The sequence below is a fragment of the Streptomyces sp. NPDC006476 genome, from assembly GCF_040612015.1.
Classification (GTDB): domain Bacteria; phylum Actinomycetota; class Actinomycetes; order Streptomycetales; family Streptomycetaceae; genus Streptomyces; species Streptomyces griseorubiginosus_B.
In genome coordinates this window covers 44080-58837 of sequence record NZ_JBEXPK010000052.1, presented here as the reverse complement: position 1 = coordinate 58837, position 14758 = coordinate 44080, and the positions used below count along the sequence as shown (strand labels likewise).

Sequence of the window (14758 nt, the reverse complement as noted above, 5' to 3'; positions counted from 1 at the left end):
TCCCTCTACCTGATCGACGACGAGGGCGCGGCCAACCTCACCGGCTTCGCCGAGCGCGGCGGCACCCTGGCGGTCGGCTTCCACAGCGGCATGGTCGACGCCAACTGCCACGTCCGGCTGGGCGGTTACCCGGGCGCCTTCCGCGAGACCCTCGGCGTGCGCACCGACGAACTCTTCCCCCTGCTGCCCGACGAGCGGGTTCGCCTGAGCGACGGCGGCACGGGCACGCTGTGGTCGGAGCGGCTACGGCTGGAGGGCGCGCAGGCGGTCACCTCGTACGAGGACGGCCCGCTGGCCGGCGTCCCCGCCATCACCCGCAATGCCCACGGCTCGGGCACCGCCTGGTACCTGGCCACCCACCCCGACCCCGCCACCCTCGCCGCCCTGCTCGACCGCATCCGCACCGAAGCGGGCGTGGAGAGGGTGCGCGAGGCCCCCGAGGGCGTGGAGGTGGCCCGCCGCCGCGGCCCGGACGCCGACTACCTGTTCCTGATCAACCACACCGACCGCGACGCGCACATCCCCGTCTCCCCCGAGGCGACGGAACTCCTCTCCGGCAAACCCACGACCGGTTCGGTCACCGTGCCGGCGGGCGAGGTGGCGGTGGTTCGCGAACCCCGCTGACCTGATCGACGATGATGAGGAGGACGGGGACGAGCGATCACCAGAGAGGCGGTGTCATCTTGAGTCGGATTCTGGTGACCGGATCCGCGGACGGTCTGGGGCGGGCCGCGGCCGCAGCGCTGCTGTCCGCGGGACACGACGTGGTGGTGCACGCCCGGAGCCGCGAGCGCGCTGCGGCACTCGACACCCTGGTCGAGCGCGGGGCCCGGCTCGTGGTGGGCGACTTCGCCGATCGTGCGGCGGTACGGGACATCGCCGCCGAGTTGAACGACGCGAAGCCGCTCGACGCGGTCATCCACAACGCCGGCGTGTGGAGCGGGCCGGCCGTCATGCCGGTCAACATCGTCGCGCCGTACCTGCTCACGGCCCTGCTGCGCGGGCCGCGGCGGCTCGTGTACCTCAGCAGCGGCTCGCACTTCGGCGGGCGCCCCTCGCTCGCCGGGGTCGACTGGCAGGGGCGGGGCGCGGGCTCCTACGCCGACAGCAAGCTGTTCGTCACGACGCTCGCGGCGGCGGTGGCGCGCCTGCGGCCCGGGGTGCTGAGCAACGCGGTGGACCCGGGCTGGGTGCCGACGAAGATGGGCGGGCCGAGCGCGCCCGACGATCTGGAACTCGGCCATGAGACACAGGTGTGGCTCGCGACCAGCGACGACCCCCAGGCCCGGACCACAGGCGGGTACTGGTACCACCGCCAACAGCGCGAACCGCACGGCGCGGTCCACGACCAGGCGTTCCAGGACCGCCTGTTGCAGGCACTGACCGAGGAGACAGCCACACAGCTGTGAGATCGCCGGGCTACCTGCAGCTCAGCCTCCGGTCACCAGTCTTACCAGGTCGGCCCACGTGGAGCGCAGACGGGTCGCAGGGATCCCGCACTCGTCGCTGAGGTAGTCGATGGTCTCGAGGTTGGTGAACACCAGCAGGGCGTGGGCGATCATCTCATCATCGGCGTCAACTCCCGCTTCCCGCAGAAGAGATGCGATGTGCTGCTGGAAGGAACGGCCGGGCTCGGAGGAGTGACGGCGTTCGAGGGGGACCTGGCGGGCCAGCGCGGCTCCCAGGTCGCTTTCGTCGGTGATGCGCTCGATCAGGGCGCAGCCGAACGCCGTCAGCCGCGCTCGCGCCGACGCTCCCGGTCCGAGCGGAGGCGGACCGCAGGTATACGCCTCGTTGAATTCCGCCTCTGCGTCACCCATCAACGCCAGCAGGAGTCCGGTCCGGTCGCCGAACCGGCGGAACAAGGTGCCTTTGCCCACCCCGGCCGCCTGGGCGACCTCGTGCATCGTCACATGGTCCGCGCCGCGTTCGGCCACCAGGTCGGCGGCCGCCTCCAGCAGCCGGGCGCGGTTGCGGGCCGCGTCGGCCCGCTCCACGACGGCGTCGTCCGGCACCTGCGTCACCGTTGGCTCCGCGGTGGTACGAGGGCGTAGACGCGGCCGTCCTCGATCTGCACGGGGTACACGGGGACGGGGCGCGTCGCCGGCGGGTCGAGGGGGTGGCCGGTGCGCAGGTCGAAGCGGGAGCCGTGCAGCCAGCACTCGACCGTGCACCGCTCGACCTCGCCCTCGGAGAGCGAGACGGCGCTGTGCGAGCACACGTCGTGGATCGCGAACACCTGCTTTTCGGTGAGGACGAGGGAGAGGGGAACACCCTCCACCTCGAACCGGCGCGGCACGTCCTCCTCCAGTACGTCGAACGCGCAGACGTACGTGTAGCCGTCGCTCGGCATCGCTCTCCTCGGGTGCGTCCCTGACTCGGGCGGCCGTCCGCTCCAACGGAAGTGCGTGGGGCCGGTCGCGCCGGTCAGGAGGTCACGCGCGTGATGGTGACTGATCGCCCACCATAGCGACGCGACCTCGGCCCAGGACCCTCCCCCAGTCCGAACTCTCCTCGGCACATGGACCTAGGTCACCGCCACTCCCGTAGACGTTCAGGCCGGATGGCCCGGGTCGATGTCCAGCGCGTCGCGGAGCCTGAGCAGTGGACCGTCCGTGCCGCCTCCCCACTGCACGGGTGCCAGGACGAAGCCGACGTGATCGCCTCCGTCGATGTGGCTCTCGACGGTGCCGACGAACCACGCCGCGACCTCGTCCAGGATCGCCGAGCCGCCGTACCCCTGTGTCCACCGCACCCGGGCGAACTTGTCGGTCCGGTCGCCGGTCCGTCCGCCGAACAGCTCCGCCTGCTCGTGCTGCTCACGGGTCAGCAGATGGACGGCGAGGCAGTCGGCCCGGCGGGCGATGTCGTAGGTGTGGTTGGCCTTGGAGATCCACACCGCGAACCGCGCGGGCTGGATGGAGCACTGGCAGAAGAACCCCACCAGACACCCGGCCCGCCGCCCATCCGCCGAGGCCGTGACCACGCACATGTCGGGGTTCAGCCGGTCGGTGAACGTGTCGATGTCTGTCATGGCTGCCCGCTCCGGATCCCTCGCCCATCGCTCCGCGTACGAGTGCCCGCCTTCCACCCCGGCTCACGGGCGTAAACCTTGCCCCTGCGGTCCGGGTGTTTTCGGCGGGAAGGCGGGCGGCGGGCTCCCGAGACGCACATACTCGACACCTGTGGGGCGCGCGGGCGTCGTGCCGACGGGAGGTGTGCGGGCGTATGCGGATACCTGGTCCTCTCCCGGTCGGCGGGCGGCTCGTGGCGTGGTTGCGGGACCACGATCCGGGACTGGCGGCGACGCGCCGGGCGGGTCGGACCGCGCTGGTCATGCCGGCCCTGTTCGCGCTGTGCAGCCAGGTGCTGCACGCGCCGACGATCGCCACGTTCGCGGCGTTCGGCTCGTTCTCGATGCTGCTGCTCGTGGAGTTCACCGGTCCGATGGTGCAGCGGCTGCGCGCCCATGTGGGACTCGCGGTGGCCTGGGCGCTGCTGATCTGTCTGGGCACGCTCGTGGCCCGGCAGACGTGGCTGGCGGTCACGGTCACCGTGGTGGTCGGCTTTCTGGTGCTGTTCGCGGGTGTCGTCAGCTCCGTCCTCGCGGGCGCGTCGACGGCACTGCTGCTGGGCTTCGTCCTTCCGGTGACCTCACCCGGCCCGCTCTCGCAGCTGCCCGACCGGCTCGCCGGCGCGGGCCTCGCGGCGGCCGCCGCCCTGCCCGCGATCTCCCTGCTCTGGCCCCGGCCCACCGCGGACCCGCTCAGCGCGCCCGCCGCCCGGGTCTGCCGCGCGGCCGCCGCACAGCTGCACGCCGACGCGTCCCGGCTCGCCGCCGATCCGGACGCGCCGAGCCCGGCCCACTGCCGGGCGGCCGCCGCCGACGCCGCCACCGCGGCCACCGAGCTGCGCGCCGCCTTCGACGCCACGCCCTACCGGCCGACGGGCCTGTCGACCGGGTCGCGGGCCATCGTCCGGCTGGTCGACGAACTGACCTGGCTCAGTGCCATCGTGGCCGAGAGCGCGCCTCCGGATGATGGGAACGCCGGCTTCGACCTGGACGCGCATCGAGTACGGCGATCCGCCGCCGAGGTCCTGGAGCGGGCCGCCGATCTCCTGGACGCCCCACGGTCGAACCCGAAGGCTCTGCGGGCCGCCTCGGCGGAGCTGCGCGAGGTCATCGACGGCATGGAGCACGGGGCCGTCACCCGGCTGCCGGTGCACCGGCCCCGTCCGGGCACGGAGGAGGAGATCCGGGACTTCCTCGGCTCCCTGGACCTGTCCTTCCGCGCGCAGGAACTGGGGTTCGCCACCCTGCAGATCGCCGGCAACGTGGACCTGGCCGCGGCCGCCGAGCGCCGCAGCTGGCCGGAGCGGCTGCTGGGCCTCGAACCCGGTACCGTCGTCCAGCCGCTGGCCTCGGCGCGCGAGCGGGCCGCCGCCCACCTCCAGCGCGGCTCCGTCTGGCTGCACAACAGCCTGCGTGGCGCGCTCGGCCTCGGCGTCGCGGTCGCCCTCGCCGACGCCACCGGCGTCCAGCACTCCTTCTGGGTGCTGCTGGGCACGCTGTCGGTCCTGCGCTCCAACGCCCTCAACACCGGCCAGAACGCCGTACGCGCTCTGGGCGGCACCCTCGTCGGCTCGGTCCTCGGCGCCGGGCTGCTCCAGCTGATCGGCGACCACAGCACGGTGCTGTGGTTCCTGCTGCCCCTCGCCGTGCTGGTCGCGGGCATCGCACCCGCCGCCATCTCCTTCGCCGCAGGTCAGGCGGCCTTCACCGTCACGCTGGTCATCCTGTTCAACATCGGCCGGCACCCGGACTGGCACATCGTGCTGCTGCGGATCGAGGACATCGCGCTGGGCTGCGGGGTGAGCGTGCTGGTCGGCCTGTTCTTCTGGCCGCGCGGCGCCACGGCCGCCGTAGACCGTGCCCTCGCCGCCGCCTACACCGACAGCGCGCGCTATCTGGCCGGCGCGGTGCGGTACGCGGTGGGCCGCTGCGCAGGCGGTCCCCCGCCCGTCGCGGCCCCGGAAGAAGAGAACCGCCAGGCGGCGGCCGCGGCTCGGCGCCTGGACGACGCCTTCCGCAGTTATCTCGCGGAACGCGGCGCCAAACCGGTGCCCCTGGCGGACATGACCACCCTCGTCACCGGCGTCGTCGGACTGCGGCTGGCCGCGGACGCCGTCCTGGGCCTGTGGCAGCGCGCCGGTGAGCAGCCCGACGGAACGGACCGGGTGGACGCACGTCTGGTGCTGATGGGTACCGCGGACCATGTCTCCGTCTGGTACCGCAACCTGGCGACGGGCCTGGACCGCGGCACCTCGGTGCCGGACCCGATGCCCCCGGACCCGGCCGCCGAGGCCCGCCTGGTCACCTCCCTGCGCCGCGATCTGAGCGACGAGGACGGCAAGGCCACGGACACGGCGGTCCGCATCATCTGGACCGCCGACCACCTCGACGCGGCCCGCCGCCTGCAGTCCGGGCTGGCCGCGGCGGCGAGGACCGCCGAGACGTGAGACCAGGTCTCACGAGGCCCCCTCACCGGTGCGCCGGACGAGCGTCCTCCCGCCGTGGATCAACGAGGATCTTCGGGCCGGGACCCGCTTCCGCGGGCCGTTCCCCGGCGAGCACGGCGCCGACGGACTCCAGGCCGACGGTCGCCGCGACGAGCGGTCGCGGATCGACCAGACCCTCCGCGTAGGCCCGGATCGTCGCCGCCAGTCCCGGGGACGCGGACAGCACGCCCACCGCGGTCACGTCCTTCAGGGCGAGCGTGCGGGTGTCGACACGGCTCGGTTCACCGGACAGTCCGATGTACACGAGCCGTCCGGCCGGCTCGACCAACTCCAGCGCCGTGCCCGGCAGATGGGCGGCGTTCGAGGCGTCGACGACGGCGTCGAAGGGCAGCTCGGGAACGGCGCCCTCCCCCCACACGTGCTCGAAGCCCAGTGCGCGGGCGAAGGCGAGCGACGACGCGGTACGGCCCATGAGGTGCACCTCGGCCCCGGCGGCCCGGACGAACATCGCCACGAGCAGCCCGATCGTCCCCGGCCCGAGCACCAGAACCCGGTCACCGGGCCCGGCGCCCGTGGCCCGTGCAGCGCGCAGGGCGTTGCCGCCCGGCTCCACCAGTGCCCCGAGTTCGGCGTCGACGGAGTCCGGCAGGGCGTGCAAGGACGTGGCGGGGACAGCCAGTTGCTCGGCCAGCGCCCCGGGCCGGTTCCCGCGTACGCCGACCTCCTGCCGTTTGTCGCACACGTGCTGGTGGCCTCGTCGGCAGCGGCGGCAGTCGCCGCACCCGAGCATGGTGTCCCCCATGACGCGCCGGTCGATCCACGCGGGGTCCACCCCGTCGCCGACGGCGGCCACGCGTCCGGCCCACTCGTGGCCCAGGCGCATGGGGTAGGCGGCGTGTCCCTGGTGGAGGTAGGCCATCGCGCCGCTGAAGAACTCGGCGTCGGTGCCGCAGACACCGGCCCGCTCGACGTCGACGACGACTTCACCGGGAGCCGCCACGGGTGCCGGGACCTCCTGGACCGCGTACTCCTCCGGTGCGGCCAGGACGAAAGCGCGTATGGCGCGGACGGTCATCTCGGGTGCGGCCCGTTCAGCGGGCCGAGCAGCTTGCGGATGTCGTCGATCCCTTCGGTCAAGGTCTGCAAGGGAGTTCGGTAGGCGAGGGCACTGACGCTCACTGCTCCTGAGGGAGCGGTCGGTGAGACGGCGTAGACGGGCATGGCGAGGCAGTTGACGCCTGCCTCGTTCTCCTGGTCGTCGAGGGCGTACCCGCGTGTGCGGGTCACCTCCAGCTCGCGGTGCAACTCCTCGGCCCCACACCTGGTTCGGGGTGTCCGGCGCTCCGGGGGAGCGTCGCCGATCCACCGTCGTACGGCCTCCGGCGTCCTCAACTCATGGGCGAGCAGCAGCTTTCCGACGGCGGTGGCGTGGGCGGGGTTGCGGCCGCCGACCGTGGAGGTCAGCCGGACGGCACCGGTGGGCGGGTCGACCTTGGCTCGGTAGACGACCTCGCGGCCGTCGAGGACGGCGTAGTGGGCGGTCTCGCCGAAGCGGGCGGCCAGCGCCTCCAGCACCGGCCGCATGCGGACGTGTTCCGGACGCGCTTCGTGGTGGGCGAAGGCCATGCGCAGGAACTCGTCGCCGAGCAGATAGTGGCCGCGCCCGTCCTGATCGGCGAATCCGGCCCGGCGCAGGGCGGCCAGCGCCCGGTGCACGGTGGGTTTCGGGCTGCCCATCGCCCGGGTCAGTTCCTCCAGGCCCACGCCCTCCGGATGCCGGGCGAGCTGTTTGAGGACCGCGAGCACCCGGTCCGACCCCACCAGCCGTGCTCCGCCGACGCGCTCGGAGCCGTCTTCGTCGAGGTCTGTCGATCCCTCATCGGTCTGCGTATGCTCCATGGCGTTCCACAGATTAGACCTGTGTGTCGATTGCCGGAAGGGGCTCGAGGGTGACGCTCCGCAGCGCCCAGTGGTACGAGGGTCAGGACCGCAACGCCTACATCCACCGGGCGTGGATGCGCCGAGGAGGGCCCGAGGACGCGTTCTCGGGCCGGCCGCAGATCGCCATCGCCAACACCGCCTCGGATCTGACCCCGTGCAACGCGCATCTCGACGAGGTCGCGGCCTCGGTCCGCGACGGCGTCCACGAGGCGGGCGGCATCCCGCTGGATCTGCCGGTGGTGTCGCTGGGCGAGACCCAGGTGCGCCCGACGGCGATGCTCTGGCGCAACATGGCGGCGATGGCCACGGAGGAGATGCTCCGGGCCAACCCCATCGACGGCGTGGTGCTGTTGGGCGGCTGCGACAAGACGATCCCGTCCCTGCTGATGGCAGCCGGGTCGGTGGACCTGCCCGCGGTCGTCGTGCCGGGCGGTCCGATGCTGACCGGGACCTTCCGCGGGCGTCCGCTGGGCTGCGGTACGGACGTGTGGCGGCTGTCCGAGGAGGTCCGCGCCGGGACCCTCACCCAGGAGCAGTTCACCCGCTCCGAGTCCGCGATGATCCGCAGCCGCGGGCACTGCAACACCATGGGCACCGCCTCCACGATGGCGCTGGTGGCCGAGGCCCTGGGCACCGTCGTACCCGGAGTCGCCGGAACCCCCGCACCCGACAGCCGACTGCTGCAGGCCGCGCACCACACCGGCCGGCTGGCCGTGGAGCTGGTCAGCGCCGACCGCAGGCCGTCGGCCTTCCTGACCAAGGCCTCCTTCCACAACGCGATCGTGGCGCTGGCCGCGATCGGCGGCTCCACGAACGCCGTCGTCCATCTCCTGGCGATCGCGGGCCGGTTGGGCGTCGAGCTGACCCTCGACGATTTCGACCGCATCGGCTCGCGCGTCCCCGTCCTGGTCGACCTCCAGCCCGCCGGCCGCTTCCTGATGGAGGACTTCCACCGCGCCGGCGGCCTCCTCGCCGTCCTGCGCGAGGTCCGCGACCTGCTCGACCCCGACGCGCTGACCGTCACCGGCGAGCCGCTGGTCCACTACCTCGACGAGGCGCCGATCTGGGACGGCGAGGTCATCCGCACCCGCGCCGAACCGCTCGTCGCCGAGGGGGGTATCGCCGTCCTGCGCGGCAACCTCGCCCCCGACGGCGCGCTCGTCAAACCGGCGGCCGCCTCACCGCACCTGCTGCGCCACCGCGGCCGGGCGGTCGTCTTCGACTCCATCGAGGACTTCCACGCCCGCATCGACGACCCCGACCTCGACGTGGACGCCGATTCGGTCCTGGTCCTGCGCGGCTGCGGCCCCAAGGGCTACCCGGGCATGCCCGAGGTCTCCAACATGCCCCTGCCCAGGAAGCTCCTCGCCCAGGGCGTCCGCGACATGGTCCGCGTCTGCGACGGCCGGATGAGCGGTACGGCGTACGGCACGGTCGTGCTGCACGTGGCTCCGGAAGCCGCGGCGGGCGGCCCTCTCGCCCTCGTCCGCACCGGGGACCTCATTACCCTGGACGTCGCGGCCCGGCGCATCGACATGGACGTACCGGCCGAGGAACTCGCCCGCCGCACCCCGAGCAAGGCCACCGTCACCGGCTTCGCCAACCCCGGGCGGGGCTGGGAACGCCTCTACGTCGACCACGTCCTGCAGGCCGACACCGGAGCCGACCTGGACTTCCTGGTCGGCTCCAGCGGCTCGGAGGTCAGCCGCGAGTCGCACTGAGGGCCGACGGTGACGGTCACTCCGTCGCCGCGACCCCGAACCCGATGGCGATGAGGAGGCCGCCGGTGACCCGCTCCCAGCGGCGCCGCCAGGCCGGACGCTCCAGCACGGACCGCAGCCGGGCCGCGACCATCACGAGGGCCAGCCAGTAGCCGATGCCGAGGACGATGTCAGCCACGCCCAGGAGAAGGATCTGCCCGGTGAGCGGACCGTCGCGGTCCACGAACTGGGGCAGGACGCTGAGAAAGAACAGCGCCGCCTTGGGGTTGAGGGCATTGGTCACAAAGCCCTGGAGGAAGCTGCGGCGCCGGTCGGTCGCGCAGCGGGGGCCGTCCTCCCGCTGCGGCATCCGCCGTGCGTCGAGCAGGGCGCGCACGCCCAGGTACACCAGATAGGCGGCCCCGAGCAGCTTGATGACGGTGAAGGCGTACGCGAACCGGGTCGCGAGGACGGACAGTCCCAGGACGGCCGCGCACATGTGCACACACAGCCCTGTCTGGGCGCCGAGAGCCGCCGCTCTGCCCAGTGCGCGTCGCCGGACGGACGCCCGGACGATGACCACGAAGTCGGGACCCGGCACCAGGTAGGCGAGCAGCACCACTCCGACGAACCCCACGAGATCGACCGACATGCCGTCCTCCGTCCTGCCGCCCGCTTACGGGCCGAGCCGAGAACTGCCGTGTTCCACCGGCACGCAAGGGCATGCGGCCGATCTCGTATCGGTGACCGTCAGACGTTACGGCGGTACTCTCCGCCCACCTCGAAGAACGCGTCGGTGATCTGCTGGAGGGAGCAGACCCGGGCGGCGTCCATCAGGACGGCGAAGACGTTGTCGCCGCTGACCGCCGCGTCCTTCAGGGCGGCCAGGGCGGCATGGGCCGGCTCCTGGTGGCGGGCCTGGAAGTCCTGGACGCGCCCCAGTTGGGAGTGCTTCTCCTCCTCGGTGGCGCGGGCGAGTTCGACGACGGCCGGTTCGGCGGTGTCGGCGTGCGGGTTGCGGAAGGTGTTGACGCCGATCAGGGGCAGCGAGCCGTCGTGCTTGCGCTGCTCGTACAGCATCGACTCGTCCTGGATGCGTCCGCGCTGGTAGCCGGTCTCCATCGCGCCGAGCACACCGCCGCGTTCGCTGATGCGCTCGAACTCCTGCAGGACGGCCTCCTCGACCAGGTCGGTCAGTTCGTCGATGATGAACGATCCCTGGAGCGGGTTCTCGTTCATCGCCAGGCCCCATTCCCGGTTGATGATCAGCTGGATGGCCAGGGCCCGGCGGACGGAGTCCTCGGTGGGGGTGGTGACGGCCTCGTCGTAGGCGTTGGTGTGCAGGCTGTTGCAGTTGTCGTAGATGGCGATGAGCGCCTGCAGGGTGGTGCGGATGTCGTTGAAGTCCATCTCCTGGGCGTGCAGGGAGCGTCCGGAGGTCTGGACGTGGTACTTCAGCTTCTGCGAGCGCTCGTTGGCGCCGTACTTCTCCTTCATCGCCACCGCCCAGATGCGGCGGGCGACCCGGCCCAGCACGGAGTACTCGGGGTCCATGCCGTTGGAGAAGAAGAAGGACAGGTTGGGGGCGAAGTCGTCGATGTGCATGCCCCGGGCGAGGTAGGCCTCGACGTAGGTGAAGCCGTTGGCCAGGGTGAAGGCGAGCTGGCTGATGGGGTTCGCGCCGGCCTCGGCGATGTGGTAGCCGGAGATGGACACCGAGTAGAAGTTGCGGACCTTGTTCTGGATGAACCACTCCTGGATGTCGGCCATCATCCGAAGCGAGAACTCGGTGGAGAACAGGCAGGTGTTCTGGCCCTGGTCCTCCTTGAGGATGTCGGCCTGCACGGTGCCGCGCACGGTCGCCAGCGCGTGCGCGCGCAGTTCGGCCGCTTCCTCGGGGGACGGGTCGCGGCCCTCGGCGGCGCGGAACTTCTCGGTCTGCTGGTCGATCGCGGTGTTGAGGAAGAAGGCCAGGATGGTGGGCGCGGGCCCGTTGATGGTCATGGAGACCGAGGTGGTCGGTGCCACGAGGTCGAAGCCGTCGTAGAGGGCCTTCATGTCCTCCAGGGTGGCCACCGAGACGCCGGAGGTGCCGACCTTGCCATAGATGTCGGGGCGTTCGTCGGGGTCGCGGCCGTAGAGGGTGACGGAGTCGAAGGCGGTGGACAGGCGGGTGGCGGGCTGGCCTTCGGAGAGCAGCTTGAAGCGGCGGTTGGTGCGGAAGGGGTCGCCCTCGCCGGCGAACATACGGGCCGGGTCCTCGCCGTCGCGCTTGAAGGGGAACACCCCGGCGGTGAAGGGGAAGTGGCCGGGCAGGTTCTCCGCTCGCCAGAACCGGACCAGTTCGCCGTGGTCGGTGAAGCGGGGCAGGGCGACGCGGGGGATCTTGTTGCCGGACAGCGACTCGCGGGTGAGCTTGGTGCGGATCTCCTTGTCCCGCACCTTCACCACCTGCTCGTCACCGGAGTAGGCGGCCACGACCGCGGGCCAGTTCTGGATCTGCTCGGCGATCTCGTACGGCAGCTGCCGCCGCGCCTGGGCCAGCAGTGACCGTACGTCCTCGGCGTCCAGGCCGGCGTCGACCAGCTCCCCCTCGACCGCCGCCAGGCGCTGCACCCGCCGCGCGGCGTCGGCCAGTTGACCGGTGGTGGCGTGGTAGGCGCGGATGGACTCGGTGATCTCGGCGAGGTAGCGGACCCGGTCGGCGGGGACCACCTGGCGGATGCCGGAGGAGTGCCGTACGTCGACCGGTGCCAGCGTGCCCTCGACCAGCGGCAGTCCCTTCTCGGCCAGGACGGTCCTCAGGTGCTGGTGCAGGGCGGTGACGCCGTCGTCGTTGAAGGTCGCCGCGGAGGTGCCGTAGACCGGCATGTCCTCCGGCCGCTTACCGAACGCCTCGCGGTTGCGGACCAGTTGACGGCCCACGTCCCGCATCGCGTCCTTCGCGCCGCGCCGCTCGAACTTGTTGATCGCCACCACGTCGGCGAAGTCGAGCATGTCGATCTTCTCCAGCTGGGAGGCGGCGCCGAACTCCGGCGTCATCACATACAGCGAGGTGTCGACGAACGGCACGATCGCCGCGTCGCCCTGGCCGATGCCCGGTGTCTCCACGATCACCAGGTCGAACCCGGCGGCCTTCACGACGTCGATCACTTCGGAGAGGTGCTCGGGCAGCTCGCGGCTGCCGCGGGTGGCCAGGCTGCGGAAGAACACCCGGTTGCCGTCCAGGGAGTTCATCCGGATGCGGTCACCGAGCAGGGCGCCCCCGCCGCGGCGGCGGGTCGGGTCGACGGCGATCACCGCGATCCGCAGCTTGTCCTGCTGGTCGACCCGGAAGCGGCGCACCAACTCGTCGGTGAGGGAGGACTTTCCGGAGCCGCCGGTGCCGGTGATGCCCAGCACCGGCACGGTCCGGGCGGTGGCCGCGGCACGCAGCTGCCCCAGGAACTCCGTGTCCAGCTTGCCGAGTTCGGCACCGGTGACGGCACGGGCGATGGCGAAACGGTCACCGGCCAGCACGGCGGCGACGTCGGCCGGCCTGGCGTCCCACAGGTCGAAGTCACAGTCCCGCACGACCGTGTTGACCATCCCGGCCAGCCCCATCCGCTGCCCGTCCTCCGGGGAGAAGATGGTCACCCCGGTCCCCCGCAGCCGGGCGATCTCCTCGGGAACGATGACCCCGCCACCGCCGCCCACCACCCGCACATGCTCCGCCCCCTGCTCGCGCAGCGACCGGACCAGGTACTCGAAGTACTCGACATGCCCACCCTGGTAGGAGGAGACCGCCACGCCATGGGCGTCCTCTTCGAGGGCCGCGTCGACGACCTCCTGTACGGAGCGGTTGTGGCCGAGGTGGATCACCTCGGCGCCCTGGGACTGGAAGATGCGCCGCATGATGTTGATCGAGGCGTCATGCCCGTCGAACAGGGCCGAGGCCGTGACCAGACGGACGGGGTGCACGGGCCGGTGCAGATCGCTCATGGCGGGGGGCCTTCCCAGGGCAGGTCGCGGGCGCTGACGTAGAAATAGTAGGACGTCCTAGTAATCGGAGGCCGGAGGGCGGCATGTGAGGAGCAGCACAGTTACTCGGACGTCCTACTATCCTGTGCCCTCACCCGGGGCGATCGACGCCCCGTACGCCGCAGATACCGCAGCGCCGACTCGGCCGCGTGCGCTCCGCACATGCCGTGCGCCCCGGCTCCCGGCGGGGTGGCGGCCGAACAGATGAACATGCCGGGCACGCCCGTGGCGTACGGGTCGAGGGCGGGGCGGGGGCGGGCCAGCAGTTGGCGGACGGTGTTGGCGCCGGTGACGATGTCCCCGCCGACGAAGTTCGGGTTGTACTCCTCGAAGGCGGCCGGCGTACGCACCGCCTTGCCGACGACCCGGTCGCGGAAACCAGGGGCGAACCGTTCGATCTGCCGGACGATCGCCTCGGTCGCGTCGCCGTCGTAGCCGTGCGGCACGTGCGCGTACGTCCACACCGGGTGGACGTCCCCCGCGGAGCGCGCCGGGTCGGCCAGGTACTGCTGTCCGACCAGCACGAACGGCCGCTCGGGCATCCGGCCGAGGTGGACGGCGCGCTCGGCGGCGGCGACCTGCTCGAAGGTCCCGCCGAGGTGCACGGTTCCCGCCCGCCGTGCCGCCTCGTGGGTCCAGGGCACCCCGCCCTCGACCGCGAAGTCCACCTTGAACGCACCCGGACCGTGCCGGAAGCGACGGTAGGCGCGGGCGACCGGGGCCGGCAGCCGGTCGCCGAGCACGTCGGCCACCGCGACCGGCGCCAGGTCGAACAACACCACATCCGCGGGCGGGAGTTGGGCCGCCGACCGCACCCGGACACCGGTCTCGACCCGGCCGCCCAGCTCTCCCAGCAGACCGGCCAGGGCATCGCTGATCGCGCGCGAGCCGCCCGCCGCCACCGGCCAGCCGTACCGGTGCCCGGACGCGATGATCGACACCCCGATGGCGGCGGTGGCCGGGCGGTTCAGCGGCCGGAAGGCGTGCGCGGCGATGCCGCCGTACAGCCCCCGCGCCGCCTGTGAACGCCACACCCGCGCCAGCGCGGAGGCGGGCAGCAGCGACGGGAGGCCGAAGCGGGCCAGCAGCAGCGGGTGACGCGGCACGCGGGTCAGGGGGCCCAGGAAGTCCCCGGCCAGCGCGTCGAAGTTTTCACCCAGGGGCCCGAACAGCCGCTCCCAGCGAGAGCCGTCGGGACGGCCGAGCCCCTCGGCGGTCCGCCGCACCGACCGGTGCAGCACGCCCGCCGCTCCCGAGTCCAGCGGATGCACGCAGTCGATCTCCGGCAGGCACCAGCGCAGACCGAACCGCTCCAGGTCCAGGGTGCGCAGGAAGGGCGAGCCGGCCGCCATCGAGTGGATCGCCGAACAGTGGTCGTGCAGCAGGCCGGGCGTGAGCTCGCTGGTGCGGGTACCACCGCCGATGACGTCCGCCGCCTCCAGCACGGTGACGGCGACCCCCTCGCGCGCGAGCCGGACGGCCGCCGCGAGACCGTTGGGACCACTGCCCACGACGACGGCTGTGCTCATGGAAACTCCTCGGCGTGCGAGTCGGGGCGCGGTGGACGGGGGCGAGCT

Annotated in this window: 12 protein-coding genes; 4 read left to right on the top strand and 8 right to left on the bottom strand. The window is 72.1% G+C overall.

Going from position 1 to position 14758, the window contains the following annotated elements; genetic code table 11:
* Together ABZZ74_RS38950 and ABZZ74_RS38945 are read left to right on the top strand one after the other, a co-directional pair.
* Positions 1 to 624, top strand: a 624-nt coding sequence (locus ABZZ74_RS38950) for a beta-galactosidase trimerization domain-containing protein (protein ID WP_356773298.1), incomplete at its 5' end; no start/stop codon positions are given.
* A 59-nt stretch (positions 625 to 683) separates the two neighbouring features.
* Positions 684 to 1409: an SDR family NAD(P)-dependent oxidoreductase gene (locus ABZZ74_RS38945; RefSeq protein ID WP_356773296.1), complete on the top strand. Its 726-nt coding sequence runs from the start codon at positions 684 to 686 to the stop codon at positions 1407 to 1409.
* A 21-nt stretch (positions 1410 to 1430) separates the two neighbouring features.
* Here the strand turns inward: ABZZ74_RS38945 and ABZZ74_RS38940 are convergent, their stop codons facing one another.
* The 3 genes from ABZZ74_RS38940 to ABZZ74_RS38930 all read right to left on the bottom strand — a co-directional run bounded on the left by ABZZ74_RS38940 (position 1431) and on the right by ABZZ74_RS38930 (position 3034).
* On the bottom strand, positions 1431 to 2024 hold the full coding sequence (locus ABZZ74_RS38940; RefSeq protein ID WP_356773294.1) for a helix-turn-helix domain-containing protein: 594 nt from the start codon (positions 2022 to 2024) through the stop codon (positions 1431 to 1433).
* Positions 2021 to 2353, bottom strand: a complete 333-nt coding sequence (locus ABZZ74_RS38935) for a non-heme iron oxygenase ferredoxin subunit (RefSeq protein WP_356773292.1) — start codon at positions 2351 to 2353, stop codon at positions 2021 to 2023. The genes ABZZ74_RS38940 and ABZZ74_RS38935 overlap by 4 nt, the downstream gene beginning before the upstream one ends.
* Positions 2354 to 2554: 201 nt before the next feature.
* Entirely contained in the window at positions 2555 to 3034 is a 480-nt protein-coding gene (locus ABZZ74_RS38930; protein WP_356773290.1) for a flavin reductase family protein, read from the bottom strand.
* Positions 3035 to 3228: 194 nt separating this feature from the next.
* Between ABZZ74_RS38930 and ABZZ74_RS38925 the strand changes: the two genes are divergently transcribed.
* Complete coding sequence (locus tag ABZZ74_RS38925) at positions 3229 to 5520, top strand: FUSC family protein (RefSeq protein ID WP_356773288.1); 2292 nt, start codon at positions 3229 to 3231, stop codon at positions 5518 to 5520.
* Positions 5521 to 5542: 22 nt separating this feature from the next.
* Here ABZZ74_RS38925 and ABZZ74_RS38920 read toward each other — a convergent pair whose 3' ends face one another.
* The gene (locus tag ABZZ74_RS38920) at positions 5543 to 6595 is read right to left on the bottom strand and encodes an alcohol dehydrogenase catalytic domain-containing protein (RefSeq protein WP_356773286.1); all 1053 of its coding nucleotides are present in this window, start codon (positions 6593 to 6595) and stop codon (positions 5543 to 5545) included.
* Positions 6592 to 7419 carry an IclR family transcriptional regulator gene (locus ABZZ74_RS38915; RefSeq protein WP_356773284.1) on the bottom strand — a complete coding sequence of 276 codons (828 nt, stop codon included), beginning with the start codon at positions 7417 to 7419 and terminating at the stop codon, positions 6592 to 6594. Before ABZZ74_RS38915 ends, ABZZ74_RS38920 begins: the two co-directional genes overlap by 4 nt.
* Positions 7420 to 7469: 50 nt before the next feature.
* Between ABZZ74_RS38915 and ABZZ74_RS38910 the strand changes: the two genes are divergently transcribed.
* Positions 7470 to 9182, top strand: coding sequence for an IlvD/Edd family dehydratase (locus tag ABZZ74_RS38910; protein WP_356773282.1), 1713 nt, complete (start codon positions 7470 to 7472; stop codon positions 9180 to 9182).
* A gap of 16 nt (positions 9183 to 9198) precedes the next feature.
* On the opposite strand, the gene ABZZ74_RS38905 is transcribed toward ABZZ74_RS38910, so the two are convergent.
* The 3 genes from ABZZ74_RS38905 to ABZZ74_RS38895 form a co-directional block, all read right to left on the bottom strand.
* Positions 9199 to 9813, bottom strand: coding sequence for a LysE family translocator (locus ABZZ74_RS38905; RefSeq protein ID WP_356773280.1), 615 nt, complete (start codon positions 9811 to 9813; stop codon positions 9199 to 9201).
* Positions 9814 to 9911: 98 nt separating this feature from the next.
* On the bottom strand, positions 9912 to 13142 hold the full coding sequence (icmF, locus tag ABZZ74_RS38900) for a fused isobutyryl-CoA mutase/GTPase IcmF (protein WP_356773278.1): 3231 nt from the start codon (positions 13140 to 13142) through the stop codon (positions 9912 to 9914).
* Positions 13143 to 13243: 101 nt separating this feature from the next.
* Complete coding sequence (locus ABZZ74_RS38895) at positions 13244 to 14710, bottom strand: NAD(P)/FAD-dependent oxidoreductase (protein WP_356773276.1); 1467 nt, start codon at positions 14708 to 14710, stop codon at positions 13244 to 13246.
* Positions 14711 to 14758 lie beyond the last annotated feature (48 nt).